This window comes from Ligilactobacillus apodemi DSM 16634 = JCM 16172 (assembly GCF_001434405.1).
In the GTDB taxonomy this organism is placed as follows: Bacteria; Bacillota; Bacilli; order Lactobacillales; family Lactobacillaceae; genus Ligilactobacillus; species Ligilactobacillus apodemi.
In genome coordinates this window covers 58191-76935 of the sequence record NZ_AZFT01000004.1, presented here as the reverse complement: position 1 = coordinate 76935, position 18745 = coordinate 58191, and the positions used below count along the sequence as shown (strand labels likewise).

17 protein-coding genes and 1 other annotated feature are annotated in these 18745 nt (G+C 40.2%); of the genes, 13 read left to right on the top strand and 4 right to left on the bottom strand.

The window, feature by feature from the left end; all coding sequences use genetic code 11:
• The first annotated feature begins 27 nt into the window (after positions 1 to 27).
• The 4 genes from FC32_RS01115 (at position 28) to mnmG (ending at position 5090) form a co-directional block, all read left to right on the top strand.
• Complete coding sequence (locus FC32_RS01115; RefSeq protein ID WP_025086993.1) at positions 28 to 456, top strand: helix-turn-helix domain-containing protein; 429 nt, start codon at positions 28 to 30, stop codon at positions 454 to 456.
• Between the two features lie 119 nt (positions 457 to 575).
• Positions 576 to 1589: an adenosine deaminase gene (gene add, locus FC32_RS01110; protein ID WP_025086994.1), complete on the top strand. Its 1014-nt coding sequence runs from the start codon at positions 576 to 578 to the stop codon at positions 1587 to 1589.
• A 187-nt stretch (positions 1590 to 1776) separates the two neighbouring features.
• Complete coding sequence (gene mnmE / locus FC32_RS01105) at positions 1777 to 3168, top strand: tRNA uridine-5-carboxymethylaminomethyl(34) synthesis GTPase MnmE (protein WP_025086995.1); 1392 nt, start codon at positions 1777 to 1779, stop codon at positions 3166 to 3168.
• An 11-nt stretch (positions 3169 to 3179) separates the two neighbouring features.
• Positions 3180 to 5090, top strand: coding sequence for a tRNA uridine-5-carboxymethylaminomethyl(34) synthesis enzyme MnmG (gene mnmG, locus FC32_RS01100; protein WP_056957201.1), 1911 nt, complete (start codon positions 3180 to 3182; stop codon positions 5088 to 5090).
• Between the two features lie 46 nt (positions 5091 to 5136).
• On the opposite strand, the gene FC32_RS01095 is transcribed toward mnmG, so the two are convergent.
• Positions 5137 to 6525, bottom strand: a complete 1389-nt coding sequence (locus FC32_RS01095; protein WP_025086996.1) for a DHA2 family efflux MFS transporter permease subunit — start codon at positions 6523 to 6525, stop codon at positions 5137 to 5139.
• Between the two features lie 2 nt (positions 6526 to 6527).
• Positions 6528 to 6941, bottom strand: a complete 414-nt coding sequence (locus FC32_RS01090; RefSeq protein WP_025086997.1) for a MarR family winged helix-turn-helix transcriptional regulator — start codon at positions 6939 to 6941, stop codon at positions 6528 to 6530.
• A 153-nt stretch (positions 6942 to 7094) separates the two neighbouring features.
• On the opposite strand from FC32_RS01090, the gene FC32_RS01085 reads away from it, so the two are divergent.
• Entirely contained in the window at positions 7095 to 7556 is a 462-nt protein-coding gene (locus FC32_RS01085) for a DUF441 domain-containing protein (protein WP_025086998.1), read from the top strand.
• Between the two features lie 74 nt (positions 7557 to 7630).
• Here the strand turns inward: FC32_RS01085 and brnQ are convergent, their stop codons facing one another.
• A complete protein-coding gene (gene brnQ / locus FC32_RS01080) occupies positions 7631 to 9004 on the bottom strand; it encodes a branched-chain amino acid transport system II carrier protein (protein ID WP_025086999.1) in 1374 nt (457 codons plus the stop codon).
• Between the two features lie 107 nt (positions 9005 to 9111).
• Positions 9112 to 9372: a binding site (T-box leader), on the bottom strand.
• 326 nt (positions 9373 to 9698) lie between these two features.
• On the opposite strand from brnQ, the gene FC32_RS01075 reads away from it, so the two are divergent.
• The 6 genes from FC32_RS01075 to FC32_RS01050 all read left to right on the top strand — a co-directional run bounded on the left by FC32_RS01075 (position 9699) and on the right by FC32_RS01050 (position 16278).
• Complete coding sequence (locus FC32_RS01075; RefSeq protein WP_035459705.1) at positions 9699 to 10679, top strand: ABC transporter ATP-binding protein; 981 nt, start codon at positions 9699 to 9701, stop codon at positions 10677 to 10679.
• Positions 10680 to 10701: 22 nt separating this feature from the next.
• Positions 10702 to 11637 carry an ATP-binding cassette domain-containing protein gene (locus tag FC32_RS01070; RefSeq protein ID WP_056957200.1) on the top strand — a complete coding sequence of 312 codons (936 nt, stop codon included), beginning with the start codon at positions 10702 to 10704 and terminating at the stop codon, positions 11635 to 11637.
• Positions 11638 to 11769: 132 nt separating this feature from the next.
• Positions 11770 to 12729: an oligopeptide ABC transporter permease gene (gene opp4B / locus FC32_RS01065; RefSeq protein ID WP_025087001.1), complete on the top strand. Its 960-nt coding sequence runs from the start codon at positions 11770 to 11772 to the stop codon at positions 12727 to 12729.
• Positions 12730 to 12742: 13 nt separating this feature from the next.
• Positions 12743 to 13627, top strand: a complete 885-nt coding sequence (locus tag FC32_RS01060) for an ABC transporter permease (RefSeq protein ID WP_025087002.1) — start codon at positions 12743 to 12745, stop codon at positions 13625 to 13627.
• 158 nt (positions 13628 to 13785) lie between these two features.
• A complete protein-coding gene (yaaA, locus tag FC32_RS01055; protein WP_025087003.1) occupies positions 13786 to 14538 on the top strand; it encodes a peroxide stress protein YaaA in 753 nt (250 codons plus the stop codon).
• A gap of 15 nt (positions 14539 to 14553) precedes the next feature.
• Positions 14554 to 16278, top strand: a complete 1725-nt coding sequence (locus FC32_RS01050) for an ABC transporter substrate-binding protein (protein ID WP_025087004.1) — start codon at positions 14554 to 14556, stop codon at positions 16276 to 16278.
• 94 nt (positions 16279 to 16372) lie between these two features.
• On the opposite strand, the gene FC32_RS01045 is transcribed toward FC32_RS01050, so the two are convergent.
• Positions 16373 to 17158, bottom strand: coding sequence for a (S)-acetoin forming diacetyl reductase (locus FC32_RS01045; RefSeq protein WP_056957199.1), 786 nt, complete (start codon positions 17156 to 17158; stop codon positions 16373 to 16375).
• A 217-nt stretch (positions 17159 to 17375) separates the two neighbouring features.
• Between FC32_RS01045 and FC32_RS01040 the strand changes: the two genes are divergently transcribed.
• Both FC32_RS01040 and FC32_RS01035 read left to right on the top strand, forming a co-directional pair.
• Positions 17376 to 18221: a PfkB family carbohydrate kinase gene (locus FC32_RS01040; protein ID WP_235722488.1), complete on the top strand. Its 846-nt coding sequence runs from the start codon at positions 17376 to 17378 to the stop codon at positions 18219 to 18221.
• Positions 18221 to 18694 carry an ECF transporter S component gene (locus FC32_RS01035; protein WP_025087008.1) on the top strand — a complete coding sequence of 158 codons (474 nt, stop codon included), beginning with the start codon at positions 18221 to 18223 and terminating at the stop codon, positions 18692 to 18694. Before FC32_RS01040 ends, FC32_RS01035 begins: the two co-directional genes overlap by 1 nt.
• Positions 18695 to 18745 lie beyond the last annotated feature (51 nt).

Genomic DNA, 18745 nt, shown 5'->3' with positions numbered 1-18745 from the left:
AATTTAGTAAAAAATAGGGGGGACGTTTTGGAAAAACAAATAACAAGTCGATTCTGGCCTTTGTCGCCATATCGTGCCCAAACGGTGCCAGAGTTTTTGATGACGATGCGCAAGCAACACGATGCGATCTTACGGCGAGCTAAGCTTAGACAAGCTCAGCTAAAAAAGCAACAATTAGTAACAAAAACTGCAATTTTAAATGAGTCAAAACGACCGCAATTATCCGGAGCGACCAAAGAGCACTATCAACTCCAAAATTTACGGATCGATTATCAATTTAATGTACACAAATTACGCGTAGAGCTTAATTTAGACGAAAAACAATTTGCTTGTCAGGCAAATTTGAGTTTGGCACGTGTAAAAGAGATCGAAGCAGGTAAGGCTTTACCCACAATGGAAGAGTTGTTGCAGTTAGCTCGCATCAGTGGTAAATTTATTAAATTTAAATTTGAATAACACTTAAAGCAAGGTCAAACGCCTTGCTTTTTTGTTCGGTTTTTTTAGGTTGACATTTAATTTTTTGATGATATTATATTACATAATATTTTTAAACCCGAATTATCTAGGAGGCTGACATGACAGAAGTGACCCGCGAATTCACCCGTAATTTACCTAAAGCAGAATTACATGTCCATATTGAAGGGACATTAGAACCCGAACTAAAGTTGAAATTAGCTAAAAAAAATAACATTGAGATCGGGCAAAAAACGATTGCTGAAGTCGAAGAATCTTTGAAATATGATGATCTTGCATCTTTTTTAGCTGTCTATTATCCCGCAATGAACGTTTTGATCGAAGAAGATGATTTTTACGAACTAGCGATGGCATATTTGAAAAAAGCTGCTCAAAATAATGTACGTCACGCTGAGATCTTCTTTGATCCGCAAGCACACACGAGTCGGGGGATCGCTTTTTCGACGGTCATTACTGGGCTACTCCGGGCTACTGTGGATGCACGAGCATTAAATATTGATGCCTGCTTGATCATGTGTTTTTTACGTGATTTATCCCGCGAATCGGCGCGCCAAACGCTCTTAGAAGCTTTGCCTTATAAAGATAAATTTGTCGGAGTCGGGCTTGATTCCGATGAGCATAATAATCCGCCGCTGAAATTTTTCAACCAATTTTGTACGGCACAAGAGCACGGGTTACATGTCACCGCTCATGCTGACGTTGATCAAGTAAATTCTTTAGCGCATATTCGGGAATTGTTGGAAGTGATCGGCGTTGAACGGATCGATCATGGGACAAATATTGTTGAAGATCCTGATTTAGTGGATTTTGCAGCTAAAAACAAGATCGGCTTAACCTCATGTCCGTTGTCAAATGACTTTATTGCCGCTGACATGAAAGGAAAAGAAGTCTTAGAATTACTAGAAAAAGGGGTAAAGATCTCCATTCATTCAGATGACCCCGCATATTTTGGTGGTTATATCGGGGATAACTACTATGCTTTGGCACAAAAATACGATTTGACTAAAGAACAAGTAGTCGCGTTGGCAAAAAACTCGTTTGAAGCATCTTGGATCAGTCAAAAGCAAAAGGCATTTTATTTAGCGGAACTAGATGCGTACTTAGCCCAAAATTAAGTTGTGCGCGTAAAACATTTGTTTGACAATTTACCAGATTAACATTATATTATAGATAATCATTCTTATCTTAATTGATAAAGTAGTCAAAGTGCTTTATCCACATAAAGACTTGTCGTGGGACAAGTTTATTTTGTGTGGAGTAGGCGCTTTTTTTCTGCTTAAAATTAACAAACGGAGGAAGCTCATGGCAAATACAGTGACAGAATTTGATACGATCGCAGCGATCGCGACCCCACCAGGCGAAGGAGCGATCTCGATCGTACGTTTAAGTGGTGACGATGCAGTGCAGATCGCTGCGAAAGTTTTTACTGGTAAAGACTTGACCAAGGCTGCTAGTCATACGATCAATTACGGACATTTTATCGACCCTAAGACTAATGAAGTGATTGACGAAGTAATGGTCTCAGTGATGTTAGCACCCAAGACCTTTACCCGGGAAAACACGATCGAGATCAACTGTCATGGGGGTATCGTGCCAACCAATAAGATCTTGCAAGTGCTCTTAGCAAATGGGGCGCGTTTAGCTGAACCAGGTGAATTTACCAAGCGTGCCTTTTTACACGGCAGAATCGATTTAGCTCAAGCAGAATCAGTGATGGATCTGATCAGAGCAAAAACAGATCGTTCGATGAAAGCTGCGTTAAATCAATTAGATGGTAATTTATCCCAGTTGATCACTAAATTACGCCAAGAGATCTTAGATGTCTTAGCGCAAGTTGAAGTTAATATTGATTATCCTGAATATGATGATGTCGAAGAAATGACTTCAAAGATGCTCCGCGAAAAAGCAATAGATGTTAAAGCGCAGATCCAAAAATTATTGGTGACAGCTAAACAAGGAAAGATCTTGCGGGAAGGTTTGGCGACAGCTTTAGTTGGACGCCCTAACGTGGGTAAATCAAGTTTATTGAACCATTTATTACATGAAGATAAGGCGATCGTGACCGATATTGCCGGGACGACTAGAGATGTGATCGAAGAATACGTCAATGTTAGGGGCGTACCTTTAAAACTTGTCGATACTGCGGGGATCCGTGAGACTGACGACACGGTCGAAAAAATTGGGGTCGAACGCTCGAAAAAAGCGATCACTCAAGCGGATCTAGTCATGTTATTGTTAAATGCTAGTGAGCCGTTGACTAAAGAAGACCTTGAGTTGCTAGAAATGACCCAAGATAAAAAGCGAATCATCGTCTTAAATAAGACAGATTTACCACAACAACTTGATTTAACTGAACTCTATCAACACGTAGATCAAGCTGAAGTATTACAGACCTCAGTTTTAAAAAATGAAGGCGTTGATGAATTAGAAGAACATATCGCACAACTCTTCTATCGTGGGATCGAAAACTCCCAAACTAACATTTTGGTAACAAATGCGCGCCACATTGCCTTGTTAGAACGGGCAAAAGCTTCACTTGAGGCTGTCTTAGCTGGCTTAGATGCACAATTACCAGTTGATCTAGTCCAAATCGATATGACCAATGCGTGGGAATTATTGGGTGAGATCACGGGTGATAGCTATCAAGATGAATTATTAGATCAACTCTTCAGTCAATTCTGTTTAGGGAAATAAAGGAGAATTTTATGCAATTTGGAGAACGCTATAAAGCAAAAGATTATGATGTGATCGTTGTTGGGGCAGGTCATGCTGGCTGTGAAGCTGCGCTAGCTTCAGCTCGGATGGGCAATGAAACTCTTTTGATCACGATCAATCTAGAAATGGTGGCTTTTATGCCATGTAACCCTTCGATCGGTGGCCCAGCTAAAGGGATCGTGGTGCGTGAAGTAGATGCCCTTGGTGGTGAAATGGGCAAAAATATCGACAAGACTTATGTCCAAATGCGCATGTTAAATACGGGTAAAGGCCCAGCCGTGCGAGCTTTACGGGCACAAGCAGATAAGAGTCGTTATTCGATCGAAATGAAGCACACCTTGGAAAATCAACCACATTTGACTTTGCGTCAAGGGATCGTGGATGATCTGATCATAGAAGATGGTGAAGTTAAAGGAGTTGTAACTAACACGGGTGCTTGTTATGGTGCCAAAGCGGTCGTTTTAACAACGGGGACAGCAGCCAGAGGGAAGATCATCATCGGTGAATTGATGTATTCTTCAGGCCCTAACAATACGCAAGCAGCGGTCGAATTGTCGAAAAACCTTGAAAAATTAGGTTTTGAACTCAAGCGGTTCAAGACTGGGACCCCACCACGAGTTGATGGTAATACGATCGATTATGATCAGACAGAAGAACAACCAGGGGATGAACAACCACATTTGTTTAGCTATGAAAGTGACGATGCTGATTATTTAGATGTGAAACAACAACTTTCATGCTGGTTGACTTACACGCAAGAAATGACACACAAGATCATTCGTGACAATTTAGATCGTGCGCCAATGTTTTCTGGCGTGATCGAAGGGGTCGGCCCACGTTATTGTCCATCGATCGAAGACAAGATCGTGCGCTTTTCTGATAAACCACGCCACCAATTGTTCATCGAACCAGAAGGACGCGATACAGCGGAATACTATATTCAAGGGTTATCGACTTCTTTACCAGAAGATGTCCAACAACAAATGGTCCATTCGATCCCTGGCTTGGAAAATGCGCAAATGATGCGCCCGGGATATGCGATCGAATACGATATCGTTTCACCATATCAATTACGGCCAACGCTAGAAACTAAACTCATCAAAGGTTTATATACTGCGGGTCAAACTAACGGGACTTCAGGTTACGAAGAAGCTGCGGGGCAAGGTTTGATCGCCGGGATCAATGCTGGTCGGCATGCGTTAGGCAAAGAAGAGATCGTTTTAAAACGTAGCGATGCCTATATTGGGGTCATGATCGATGATTTGGTAACTAAGGGCACCAATGAACCTTACCGTTTGTTGACGAGTCGTGCCGAATATCGCTTGATTTTACGGCATGATAATGCTGATTTACGTTTAACAGAATTAGGCTATGAGCTCGGCTTGATCTCGGATGAACGTTTAGCTGCATTTGAAGCGAAAAAAGCGGCGATCCAAGCAGAAAAAGAACGGCTTTCAAAAATTCGCATCAAGCCAAGCCCAGAAGTGGATGCTTACCTTGAAGCCCATGGCGATCGTCCGTTAAAAGATGGGGTCTTGGCAAGTGAATTCTTACGCCGTCCATATGTGACCTATGCTGATTTGATGCAATTTATTCCAGCACCAGCAGGCCCACTTGATCGTCATGTGATCGAACAGATCGAAATTCAATACAAGTATGAAGGCTACATCAAAAAGGCCTATGAAAAAGTTGAAAAACTAAAACGGATGGAAGAAAAGAAGATCCCTGATCAAATCGATTATGAAGCGATCGAAGGGTTAGCAACTGAAGCTAAGCAAAAATTGTCTAAGATCCGCCCAGAAACATTGGCGCAAGCTAGTCGGATCAGTGGGGTCAATCCAGCTGATCTTTCCATTTTAGCTGTCTACATCGAACAAGGTAAGATCGCTAAAGTTAAATAATTACACTAAAAAATCGTCTCCAGTTATTAAGCTGAAGACGATTTTTTTATTTATCGACGGGTTTGACTGCGAAAAAGAGGATCACTAATTGAATTATTGCTAGGATCAATAAAACGATAAAACCATTGCGACTTCCGATTGCCGTTGCTTTAGCGTAGGAAACAGAACTGTTACTTTGACTAAGTTCAACGATCAAAGAAACTAATGTGACCCCGATCGCACCGGCAAATTGTTGCAGCGTATTAAAGAGAGCATTGGCATCTGTTTGTTGTTTCCGACTTAACCCTTGTTGGCCACTGGTCATAATGTTACCAAATGAAACACCTAAGCCGCACATAAAGATGATATAGAAGAAGGCGACTAAGAAGTTTGAAAGATTTAAGGCGTAAACAACGTACAAGATCATAGAAATGATAAACAAGATCGCACCAAGTAAAATTGGTTTACGTGCGCCTGCTTTATCTAAAAGCCGTCCTGAAAGTGGTGCTAAGATCGCACCTAAAACGGCCCCAGGTAAAACTAATAAGCCAGCGATCGTTGCGCTAGAACCGTTGACCAATTGAACATAGTTAGGAAGTAAAAATGCTAAACCTAAAAGCATTAATTGAGAGCTGAAATAGGCAGCGATATGTCCCGTGAAGCGATAATTAGTAAATAAAGTAAGGTCGATCAGTGGATTTTCAAGCTGATTTGAACGGTAGATCAAGACACCTAAACCGCAAAGTCCGATAATTAGTGAAAAGCTAACATAAACGGATAAAAGGGGATGTTGGGCTAAGTTATTGATCCCTAAAATCAGCCCAGCAAAAAGAGCGATGATCGCGAGAAAACTAATAATATCAAATTTTTCTTTAGTAGGTTTGTGGCTTGATTTGATCGAAAAGATCCCCAAACCAAGCGAAATGATCACGAGCGGTAAATTCAAGATAAAGATGTAATGCCATCCAAGCGTTGAAACTACGATGCCCCCAAAAGTTGGGCCTAAAGCAGGAGCGACCGCCACAATAAGCATCGCAAAACCGACCATCACCCCGATCTTTTGTGGTGGGACTTGCTCAAAAATAATATTAAACATCAATGGTAAGGCGATCCCAGTACCAATACCTTGAATCGCACGTCCCACTAATAGAAACGTAAAGCTAGGTGAAAAGGCATCGATCGACAACCCTAACAAGAAAAATAGATTAGCCGTAAGAAATAGCGTACGGGTAGTAAAAGACCGATTTAAGTAAGCTGAAAGGGGGACAACGATCGAGATCACTAATAAGTAGATCGTTGTCATCCATTGCACGGTAGATGTATTGATAGAAAATTGGCGCATCAGCGTAGGAAATGCGATGTTCATCGCGGTTTCGACTGTCACCCCACAAAATGACATGATCCCAGCAGCTAAAACTGCTAAGAAAATACGGGGTGAAAGTTTAGTCTGAGACATATTTATTCCTCCATATAAAAAGCTAAAATTCGTTTAAGGGTATCAATTTCAGTTGCTGAAAAACGTTGATGGAGCGCGTTTTCTTCGGCTACAAGAAATTTTTGACACTCTTGGACTAGTTTTTGTGCTTTGGGCTTAAGCGTTATTACCTTTTGCCGTGCATCTCCAGGATAACGTTGACGCTCAATTAAGCCTTTCTTTTCCATGCGTTGTAACAATACCGTAGCGGTTGAGCGTTGAATATTAAATTCACGTTCTAGATCATATTGGAAATATATTTCTTTTTCATTACTGGCAAGAAAATCAATAATTTCCATCTGCGTCCCAGTTAGACCGTATTTTTTGGCGAAATTACCAAAGTTTTTAGTCAATTGGTTAGCAGTATTAATAATGACACGGCCAGTTGTTTTAGTCATGAAAAAGGCCCCCTTAAAATTATTTGTTAGCTAGCTAACTAATGATTATTTAGTGTAAAAAATTATCCTAATTTTGTCAAGTTAAGGTGGGTGATATTTCCCGGGAAAATTTGTTATGATTTGATTATGTAAAAAAGGATCGAGGTATTATAAATGGAAACATGGTTATTTTTATTACTGATCTTAGCAGTCTCGTTTTTTGGAAAAAACAACTCTTTGATCATTGCAACTTTAGTGGTCATGGTAATCAAATTATTGCCACCATTAGCGGAAAAATGGTTCCCGCTTATTCAAGATAAAGGGATCAATTGGGGCGTTACAGTCATCTCGGTGGCGATCTTGATTCCGATCGCAACGGGCGAGATCACTTTTAAAGACTTGGTTGATGCCTTTAAGATGCCGGCCGGCTGGATTGCAGTTGGTTGTGGGATCTTAGTGGCGATTTTATCACGCTATGGGGTCGATCAATTAGCTGCAACGCCACAAGTCACGGTCGCACTCGTCTTTGGGACGATCTTGGGAGTCGTTTTCTTGCGTGGTGTCGCCGCTGGACCCGTGATTGCAAGTGGGATGACTTTTGTGATCATCAGTTTATTAGGTTTGAGTTTTAAATAAAAATAATATAGTAGAAAAAAAGTCAGCAGAAAAAAACTGCTGACTTTTTTTGCGTATTTATATAGTAGGAAAAGTTATTCACTGACCATTTCTGGTAATTTTCCACGACGAACAAAGTGGAGCAATAAGCCCACCACTAAGCCGACCAAGGCTGGGACTGCCCAAGACATACCGATGCTTGCTAACGGAAGATAGGAGCGTAAGCCAGCAACGCTAAGCCCAAATGCACTTTGGCTAACAACTTTGGGAAAGGCAACGACCATATCGAAGAATGCAGGAACAACGGTGCAGACAACGACCATTAAGTAAACAACGCCATCACGTTTAAAGAGCGGTGAAAAGACTGACAACAAGATCAAGACCATTGAGAGTGGGTATAAGAACATCAACATTGGAGTTGACCAGGCGATGATCGTTTCAAGTCCAAAGTTAGCTGTTAAAAATGACGAGAAACAACTTAAAAAGAGCCAAACATGGTAGCTAACTTTGGGAAAATGATTGTGGAAGTCTTGCGCAAAAGCTGCTACTAAGCCAACTGCGGTCGTTAAACAAGTTACAGTCAAAAGAGCAGCTAAAACAGCTTGTCCTAGTGGGCCTGCATAAGCAGTGACGATTTGAGAAAAAGCCGTGCCACCTTCGGGAGATAACTTAAATTGACCCAGTGACATTGCACCAAGCAAGATCAAAAGTAAATAGATCAAGGCAACGGCACCCATAGAAAAGAAACCAGACTTAGCAGTCACTAATGAGACATGTTTCGGGTCTTTTTGCCCCATTTGTTGGATGGCTGTAACAACGGTGACCCCAAAAGCAAGGCCAGCTAAGGCATCCATTGTGTTGTAACCTTCTAAAAAGCCGTTGGTCAAGGCATTTGAGAGATTCGAATAAGCTGCGGTGACTGGTGCTGTAGCCGTCGAACCAAGCGGATTAGCGAAAGCAACGAGAAAGACTAAGGTAAGCAAAGTGAGGAAGAGTGGATTTAGGACTTTCCCAACGTTAGCCAAGATATCATTTTCGCGGTAGGAAAAAGCAAAGGCTGCGGTAAAGAATAGGGCTGAAAATAAAAGTAACCCCCAACTATTGTTAGCTCCTAAAAATGGCTTTAATCCAACAGAGTAAGCGACCGTTGCAGTTCTTGGTGTCCCAAAAAGTGGACCGATCGTGGCATGGATCAAGACCATAAAGACTAAGGCAAAGCCTGTCCCTAATGGAAGTCCAACATCATAGACTCCCTTGGCACGGGTGATCGCGATCGCTAAGACCGAGAGTAAAGGTAAGAGAACCCCAGTGACTAAAAATCCTAGGGCTGCAGGCCCCCAATTGTGACCTGCTAATTGTCCTAAATGGAGTGGGAAAATCAAGTTACCAGCTCCGAAAAATAGCCCAAAAAGTAATGAACTAACAACAGCATAATCTTTGAAAGTCATTTTTTTATTTCCGTCATTCATATTTTTTGCTCCTTTTCTTGATGCCACGATGTAGTGTCATCAGTTACTTTAGTTACACGGCAAATATCGGAACTAAAAGAAAAAGCGCCCTTAGACTAGATTGCTAGTCCAAGGACGCCTGTCGAGCGTGGTACCACCTTGTTTTATGAACGCCTCGCTACGTTCACCTTTCACATACGGCCCGTGATCTAGAATAGGGCGATATGCTAACACTGTAATGGGTGTACCCAGAGTATCTACTAAAAAACTTTCGTTCGACACAACGCTCGAAAGTGATTTTTCACTCTAAAGTCGACCTGCTCCCTTTCACCACACGGAGCTCGCTTTTAGGCGCATTTAGAGTTACTTGTCTTTCTCACTGCGTTCGCTGATATTTATTGTTGAACTAAATTTACAACCTTTTATTTAGATTGTCAATTACTTTTTTTAGTAAATCTCAATATTTTTTGACGTGAAAATGAAATTATTGAGAAATATTGATAATCATTTTCTAATATTCAGGCTAAAATGAGGTAGTGATTATTTAGTAAATATATTAGTAGACAAAGGTTTAAACGCATCTCTTGTTCAAGCGTCTTTTAGGGAAAATTTAGCTTTAAAGTAAATTTGTTTAGTAAAATAACCATTGACAAAAATAAATTTAGTAAATAAAATTGGTAAAAATTCACTTGACCAATTTTTAGGAGGGAAGAGCATGTTGTTAGAAATGAAAAATGTCAATGCTGCTTTTAAAGTTGATGGGCACTACTATAATGCTCTTGATGACGTTTGCCTAAATGTAAATGAAGATGAGATCTTAGCGATCGTCGGGGAATCCGGCTGTGGTAAAAGTACTTTAGCGACTAGTATTATCGGACTTTACAACGAAAAACAAACAAAGATCTCAGGAAGTATCAAATATCGTGATCAAGAATTAGTCGGCACGAGTGCTCAGGAAATGGATCAGATCCGCGGAGAAAAGATCGGGATGATCTTCCAAGATCCATTAGCCGCTTTAAATCCATTGATGAGGGTTGCTGACCAGATCAAAGAAAGTCTAACTTTACACACCACCTTAAGCGAAGAGCAAAAAGATTTGCGTGTGCAGGAATTACTTTCACAAGTAGGGATCCAAAATCCCAAACGTGTTGCAAAGCAATATCCACATGAGCTTTCTGGTGGGATGCGTCAACGGGTGATCATTGCCATTGCGATCGCATGTAAACCAGATTTGATCATTGCCGATGAACCAACAACGGCGCTTGATGTGACGATCCAAGCACAGATCTTGGATCTCTTGATGAAGATCCAACGAGAAAATCATGCAGGGATCATTTTGATCACCCATGACTTGGGCGTTGTTGCCCAAATGGCCGATCGAGTAGCGGTGATGTATGCTGGTCAAGTGGTCGAATCAGGAAGCGTTCAACAGCTCTTTACTGAGCCGAAACATCCGTATACACGTTCGCTTTTACGTTCGATGCCACAGGCAGACAAAGTACGAGATAAATTATACGTGATCGAAGGGATGGTACCTTCATTAAAAAATATGGAGCATAGTGGCTGTCGCTTTTCTAAACGGGTGTCATGGCTAAGTAAGCTTCCGCATGAAAGTGAGCCCCAAATGCATCAAGTAGCTGAGGGACATTATGTGAGATGTGTTTGTTGGAAAGATTTTAAATTCTCACAAGAATGAAAAAGAGAGGAGATGGGCTATGATGGAGGAATTACTTAAAGTTAAAGATCTATGTGTCTACTATCCGGTGCGTTCAGGTATGTTTAAGCATGTAAATGACTATGTTTATGCGGTTGATGGTGTTTCATTCGATATCAAACCAGGAGAAAGTTATGGCGTGATCGGAGAGTCTGGTTCGGGAAAATCAACGATCGGTCAAACTTTAGTAGGATTACTAGAAGCTACGTCAGGTACGATCACTTATGCTGGTAAGGATGTGACTGATAAGCATGTCCGTAAAAAGATGCAGTATAACAAAGAAGTACAAATGATCTTTCAAGATTCATTATCGAGTCTAAATCCTAAGAAAAAAATTATCGATATTATCGGGGAACCACTTAAAAACTTTGAAAATTTAAAAGGTGTGGCCCTAAAAAAGCGAGTTGTAGAATTATTGAAAACGGTAGGACTGGATGAAGAAGCACTATATAAATATCCTTATCAATTTTCTGGAGGACAACGGCAGCGGATCGGAGTTGCCCGTGCTGTTGCACCTAGACCTAAATTGATCATTGCTGATGAGCCAGTCTCAGCTTTGGATCTATCCGTTCAAGCACAAGTTTTGAATTACATGAAAGATATTCAGGAAAAATATGGTGTGGCTTATCTATTTATTTCACACGATCTAGGTGTCGTACATCATATGTGTGACAGATTAGCGATCATGCATAAGGGACGGTTTGTTGAAGTAGGAACACGTGATGATATTTATGAAGATCCCCTACATATTTACACTAAACGACTATTAGCTGCGATCCCACAGACTAATGTTTTATTGCGGAAAAAGCATCGCGATGAACGCCAACGGTTAGAGTGTGAATATGATTCGTTAAAAGAGGATTATTACGATAAAAATGGACATGTATATCCGTTAGAACAAATCACTAAAACGCATGCGGTAGCTTTAAAAAAAGAATGACCATTATCCACAAGAAAGTTAAAGTGCAAGAGTGGATAGGAGTTGAAAAAATCAAAGAAAGGGGAAGATAGAACTTTCTTGTTCATCAGGCAAAAGCGGTGGACTCTTGTGAACTATTGTGAGTAAAGCAATATGTGGAAAACGATTTTACGGCGACTCTTGGTGATGATCCCGGAAATTATTTTATTGAGCATTTTGATCTTCATTTTAGCCAAATTAATGCCCGGTGATCCATTTACAGGAATGGTCACCCCACAAACGTCAGCTGCCCAAATTGAGCAGTTGCGTATCAAAGCTGGTGTTTATGATCCTTGGTACATTCAGTACTACCACTGGATAGTCAAAATGTTTCACGGAGATCTAGGGATCAGTTATCAGTTTAAAACACCAGTCGGTACTTTGATCGCTTCACGGATGTGGAATACCTTGTGGCTGTCGCTGATCACGATGATATTAAGCTATTTATTGGCTATCCCATTAGGATTGACCGCTGGACGCTATGAAAATACAAAACTGGATAATTTCATCATGTTTTATACTTTTGTAGCTTATGCGATCCCAGCTTTTGTTTTTTACTTATTGGGTGTGTGGTTATTTGGCTACAAGTTAGGCTGGTTTCCAACATCTGGCTCTGTTGATGTCGATGTAACAGGTGGTTTGTCATACTTATTAAGTCGGCTCAAGCACATGATCTTACCGGCAATTTTAATGGCGTTGATCAGTGTGACCTCAGTTGTGCAATATTTACGCAGTGAAGTGATCGACAATAAAAATCAAGATTATGTTAAAACTGCACGTGCTAAGGGCGTTCCAGAAAAACAGATCTTTAAGCGTCATATTTTTAGGAATTCACTGTTGCCGATCGCTGCTTTTTTAGGATATTCGATCACAGGATTATTAGGGGGCTCGATCTTTGTAGAGCAGATCTTTAATTATCCTGGCATGGGGCTACTATTTATGGATTCGATCATGAACCGTGATTATTCAGTGATCACCGCACTTGTTTTACTTTATGGAATCTTAACGCTGATAGGATCGTTACTTTCAGACATTATTTTAAGTATCGTTGATCCGCGTGTTCGGATAGAGTGAGGGGGAACCGCGTGTGAAAAAATCAAAAAAAGTACGTAATGATACAAATTTTAACGTGATTTTACGAGAATTTAAACACGACAAAGGTGCGACATTTTTCTTATTTTTTTTAGTTGGTCTTATTTTACTTGTCTATGGCTATGCGTTGGCTTTAAATCAAAAACAAGTCATGCATATCGACCTTTTAAATGGATATAGCGCACCGCTAAAAGATGGACACTTATTGGGAACTGATTCAGGGGGAAGAGACGTGTTCCAATATCTTGTCTTAGGTGTCAGAAACTCACTTAACATTGGGATCGCAGTTACGTGTATCGTTGAAGTTATCGGGATCGTTTTTGGGTTGGTCGCCGGATATTATGGTGGAGTCGTTGACAATGTAATGATGCGCTTTTTAGATTTTATGATGATCTTACCAATGCTCATGGTGATCATTGTCCTTGTTTCGATCATACCTAATTACAGTATTTTAGATTTTATTTTGATTGTTTCGTCTTTTCTTTGGGTCGGAACAGCTCGGTTGATCCGGTCTAAAACTTTAGCGGAAGCTCAAAAAGAATATGTTTTTGCTGCGGTAACTTCGGGGATGCGCTCGTGGAAAATCATGTTGTTTGAGATCTTACCAAATATGAGTTCACTGATCATCGTTGATCTGATCTTGAATTTAACTTCAAATATCGGGATCGAAGTGGGACTTAGCTTTTTAGGTTTTGGCTTACCTGATTCTGTGCCGAGTTTAGGTACATTGATCGGGTTAGCGCAAGACCCAGAAGTTATTACTGGTGCACCGTGGGTCTGGCTACCAGCTGCGTTAGTGATCTTATTTATCTGTGTGGGGATCAGCTATGTTGGTAATGTTATTCGGCGAGCTTTTGATGCTCGGCAAAGGTTAGGTTAAAAATAAATATTTTTTTATTGGGTAAAAACATAAATGGGGAGAGGAAAAGTAACGGACTGATTTTTAGAAAATAGCTAAATAGCGGGTAAAAGTTTTCCAATGTTTCATGTGAAACAGCATATGTTAAAATTTGGGTAAAAAAGAATGGAATGAAGACTTTGAAGATAATTATTTCACCCGCTAAAAAAATGTATGATGCAACGGCTGATTTTTCGGCCCAGACAAAACCAGTTCTCTTGTCTAAGGCGCAAACGCTCTTTTCTTGGTTACAAGGACTTTCTTATGAACAAGTAAAAGAAGTTTGGCAATGTAGTGAAAAATTAGCTATGAGTAATTATCAAGAATTACAAAGCACAAAGCTTACTCACCAAGTTACGCCAGCCTTATTCTCGTATGTGGGCTTACAGTACAGTTCATTGGCACCGGATCTATTGACACGACCAGACTTAGATTATTTAGCTAAAAATTTGCGGATCCTTTCAGGTTTGTATGGGATCTTGCGTCCATTTGACGGGATCGTCAAATATCGTCTTGAGATGGGAGCTAAGATCGATTTTGCTGGGGCACATGATCTATATCATTTTTGGGGGCAAGATCTATACGATGAACTTTTTAAGACCGGAGAACCAGTAGTTAATTTAGCTTCAAAGGAATACGCTAAGGTAATTACTAAATATCTTGAGCCAACCGATATTTTCATTACCTGTGAGTTTAAAGAATATGATCCTAAAAGACAAAAGTTAGTTCAAAAAGCAACTCATGCTAAACAAGCGCGGGGACAATTTGTACGTTATTTAGCAGAAAAAAAGGTAGAGGATTTAATACAGTTACAGAATTTTAACGAATTAGGGTATCGTTTTGAGGCAGAACTTTCAAATGATACAACATATATTTTTGTTAAAAGAGAATAGATTAGAGGGAAAAATATGAAAAATAAAGGGTTAATGAAAGGTTTAGTAGCACTTACTACAAGTGTTGTTTTGAGTGCAACTTTTGTAAGTGATGTTCAGGCACTAAGCTTTCCGACAACATATACAAATCATAAAAAAAGCTTGAAAGGGGGGACTTTACGGGTCGGCTATGTGAGTGACAGTGCATTTAAGGGTGTTTTTGCTAATGAATTGCAATCAGATTCACCAACAGCTGACGTAGCTGGTTTTGGTTGGCAAGATCTATTTAAGGTCGATAAAAATTATCGTTATGTTAAAGGTGGTCTAGCTGACGTTTCTTTTGATCGTAAAGAAAAAACGGCGACAGTCAAAATCGGAAAAAATGTTAATTGGTCAGATGGTCATCCAGTAGAAGCTAAAGACTTTACGTATACGTATGAAGTTATCGCTAATAAGCAAACAGATTCAGCTTCTTATAACGATCAAGTTAAAGATATCGAAGGAATGGAAGAATATCATAACGGTCAAGCGGACCATATTTCTGGTGTTGAGGAAAAAGATAATAAAACGGTCGTTTTGCACTATAAAAAGATGACACCTGATATGTATTTTTCTGGCTCAGGCTATATTGTAGATGTCGTAGAACCATATCATTACTTAAAAGATGTTCCTTTTGATCAGTTAGCCTCAAGTGATAAGGTCCAAAAACATCCGCTCTTTTACGGTCCTTGGACAATGAAAAATATCGTTAAAGGTGAATCGATCGAATGGGTACCTAATAAATACTATGGGGGACCAAAACCTAAGCTCGATAAGATCACAGTTGAATTAGTTGCTACTAATAAGGCTGTTTCGGCTCTGAAAGCACATAAATATGATATCTTATTAAAGGAATCACCGGGGGTCTATAATAAGATCAAAAATCTTAAAGACTACAAGGTTTTAGGTGAAAAAGCACTTACTTATACTTATTTAGGCTTTAAAGTTGGTCATGCTGATAAAGACGGTAATAGTGTGATGGATCGTAAGACTCCTGTTCGCGATCGTACCTTACGTCAAGCGATGGCATATGCGATGAATACTGAACAGCTCGATAAAAAACTCTATCATGGCATAAGATATCGTGGAAATACGCTGATCCCAGATGCCTTAGGTAAGTGGAATGACCACCGCCAAAAAGGATATCCGTTGAACTTAAAAAAAGCTAATAATTTGTTAGATAAAGCTGGTTATAAAATGCAAAAAGATGGTTATCGGACGTTGCCTGATGGTAAAAAATTCACCTTGCGGTTCTTATATGATGGTGATGCGTTGGTAGCACGAAATTACATGGAACAGTGGAAAAAGATCGGTGTCAAAGTAAAACTAAAAGACGACCGGATCCAAAATTTCAATACTTTTACCGAAGAATTGCTCAATGACGGTAAAGGTTGGGATCTATGGATGAGTGGTTGGGATATCACCGGCGCCCCAACGCATGAAGCTAAAAGTTATGCAACTAGTTCACCTTATAATTTTGCTCATTTTACCACTAAAGAAAATACAGCTTTGATCGATTCATTGAGCTCAGAAAAAGCCTTTGATCAGGATTATCAACTTAAACAATTCTATAAATGGCAAGCTTACATGAATAAAGAAGCTTATGTCGTTCCCCGAGATTTTGAGTATTATACTTATCCGGTATCTAAGAAAGTAAAAGGTTATACTTTAGATCCAGAAAAAAGTTATTGGGTATGGTCCAATGTTTCCTTGACCAAGTAAACTAGTTGCAAACGTGCACACTAAAAAGCTCCCTAAGTATTAGGGAGCTTTTTTTACTGGTGTTGATGATAAATTTACGCTGAAATATTATGGCTCAATGGAATTGCATCCCGCCATCAACGATCAAAGTCTGCCCAGTGATATAATCTGAATCTTTACTTGCTAAAAAGGCGACCGCAGCTGCAACTTCTTCTGGTTCAGATAAGCGTTCTAAGGCAATGTCTTTAGCAAAGGTCTGCATGCCCCATTCATCATCTTTACCAGCATTTTCACCAACACGATGTGCAATATCATACATCATCGGAGTTTTAACGATCCCAGGTGCAAAAGCATTTACCGTGATCCCTTCTTTGGCCAAGTCACGTGCTGCGACTTGAGTGATCCCCCGGACCGCAAATTTAGTACCACTATAGAGTAATAAATTGGGGTTACCAACGACACCGGCTTGTGAGGTGGCGTTGATGATCTTGCCAATAATTTGCTTGTTGATCCTTTTTTTCTTACGAAACTGTTCAAGCGCGGCTTGGATCCCCCAGATGACACCAGCAACATTGATGTGGTAAACTTGATCAAATTGTTCTGGGGTGATCGTTTCGATCGGAGTCGTCGGTCCGACTCCAGCATTATTAACGAGAACATCAAAACCATCAAAAGCATTATATGTTTTTTGGACTGCCTCATAGACGCTATCTCTGTCGGCTACATCGATATACATTGCGACCGCATGTTTGCCGTCAGTCGTAAGTTCAAAAGCTGTTTGTTTTGCAGCTTCAAGGTTACGGTCAGCGACAGCAACTGAAAAACCATCATTGGCTAAGCGTTGTGCGATCGCACGTCCGATCCCTTGAGCTGCACCAGTAATAAGTGCTACTTTTGTCATAATAAAAAGTCCCCCTTTTATAATTTGAATGTTGCTACTCCCACACTTGCAGTATACCATTTTTTTCAGCTTAAGAAAACGTTTTCTTTTGGAATCGTAAGTTGTTAAAAGAGGATATGTTCAGCAATTTAAGAGCACAAACACTTGCAATTTTAATTAAAAAAGTTATAGTTAGTAACTAACTAATAGTAAATAATAACAGGTAGGGGGAAACGAAGTGAGCCACATAGATTTTAGTGAAAAGATGCTTATTGCGCAAGATCTTTCAGCGATCGGCAACCTTTCCTTAGCGGTGGCGATCCCGCTTTTTGAAATTCAACAGATCCCAGTAGCGATCTTACCCACGAGTTTACTTTCCACTCAAAGTGAAGGTTTCGGCACGCCAGTAAAACTTGACTGTCGTTTCTGGGTAAAAAATGTTTTTAGACATTGGCAGGACCAAAATATCAGAATCACGGCTGCACTAGTTGGTTATTTAGATGATCCTCAGATCGGAGAAGACATTTATACCTACTTAAAACAAAACGAATTAGCGCTTGTCGTGATCGATCCTGCCTTTGCAGATGAGGGAAAATTTTATCCGAATTTAGACGACAGACATCTAAGGTTACAACAAAAGCTACTTCAAGTAGCAGACTATGCAACACCTAATCTGACCGAAGCTTGTTTATTGACCCAGACCTCATTATCACCAACACCAACTGAAGCTGAATTGATCACGCTTTTGAAGCGCTGTGCAACATATTTAAAAAAAGAGGGTCAAGTCGTTATCACAGGAGTGGAGTTAGCAGGTAAAAAAGGATGTGTTTGGCTAGCTGATGGCAAATTAGCAACTTGCTTATTTCCGAGGTTAACGGGTCATTTTTATGGTAGTGGTGATGTTTTTTCGGCCTTATTTGCCTCATTTTTACGGCAAGGAGTAGTATTTGAGCAAGCGATCAAGCAAGCGACGCACTTGACTTATGAAGCTTTAAAAGAGACTGCACAGTTAGCGAGCGAACGCACCCATGGCATTGTTTTAGGGCCGCTATTAGCAAAATTAACTAGGGGGAGTGCTAAGTGATGAAGTTAAAACAGTTAGTAACACTTGCATTGATCGTAGCGGTCAATGTGGTGATCGCACGAGTTTTTTTGATCCCCCTCGCGTTTACGCATGGAAATATCAATCTATCTGATGCAGGGATCTTTTTAGCTGCTTTGCTTTATGGTGCTCGCAGTGGCGCACTTGTTGGGGGGCTGAGTGGTTTTTTGTTGGATCTGATAAGTGGTTATCCGCAATATATGCTATATTCTTTAGTCATTCATGCTGCCCAAGGGGGGATCGTCGGGAAAGTAGCGCAAGCTTCGTTACGCTCTAAATTATTAGCCTATATTTTCGGTTTGATCGTGCTAGTATGGGGTTATTTTGTTGCTGATAGCTTATTGTATGGGATCCAAGCAGGTCTTTTGGGGATCATGACAAATATGATCCAAGGAGCTGTTGGGGGAGCCGTTGGTTTTTTCTTAGCAGAAAAATTAAAAACAATAAGGTATTAAGTTCCTAAGATGAGCGCTATTCTGGTAAGGATAACGTTTTGTTTGCTATGA

Bases quoted from the DNA above. Each gene is read 5' to 3' on its own strand.
- add (WP_025086994.1), top strand. From the start codon at position 576: ATGACAGAAGTGACCCGCGAATTCACCCGTAATTTACCTAAAGCAGAA.
- mnmE (WP_025086995.1), top strand. From the start codon at position 1,777: ATGGCAAATACAGTGACAGAATTTGATACGATCGCAGCGATCGCGACC.
- mnmG (WP_056957201.1), top strand. From the start codon at position 3,180: ATGCAATTTGGAGAACGCTATAAAGCAAAAGATTATGATGTGATCGTT.
- FC32_RS01095 (WP_025086996.1), bottom strand. From the start codon at position 6,525: ATGTCTCAGACTAAACTTTCACCCCGTATTTTCTTAGCAGTTTTAGCT.
- FC32_RS01090 (WP_025086997.1), bottom strand. From the start codon at position 6,941: ATGACTAAAACAACTGGCCGTGTCATTATTAATACTGCTAACCAATTG.
- FC32_RS01085 (WP_025086998.1), top strand. From the start codon at position 7,095: ATGGAAACATGGTTATTTTTATTACTGATCTTAGCAGTCTCGTTTTTT.
- brnQ (WP_025086999.1), bottom strand. From the start codon at position 9,004: ATGAATGACGGAAATAAAAAAATGACTTTCAAAGATTATGCTGTTGTT.
- FC32_RS01075 (WP_035459705.1), top strand. From the start codon at position 9,699: ATGTTGTTAGAAATGAAAAATGTCAATGCTGCTTTTAAAGTTGATGGG.
- FC32_RS01070 (WP_056957200.1), top strand. From the start codon at position 10,702: ATGGAGGAATTACTTAAAGTTAAAGATCTATGTGTCTACTATCCGGTG.
- opp4B (WP_025087001.1), top strand. From the start codon at position 11,770: ATGTGGAAAACGATTTTACGGCGACTCTTGGTGATGATCCCGGAAATT.
- FC32_RS01050 (WP_025087004.1), top strand. From the start codon at position 14,554: ATGAAAAATAAAGGGTTAATGAAAGGTTTAGTAGCACTTACTACAAGT.
- FC32_RS01045 (WP_056957199.1), bottom strand. From the start codon at position 17,158: ATGACAAAAGTAGCACTTATTACTGGTGCAGCTCAAGGGATCGGACGT.
- FC32_RS01035 (WP_025087008.1), top strand. From the start codon at position 18,221: ATGAAGTTAAAACAGTTAGTAACACTTGCATTGATCGTAGCGGTCAAT.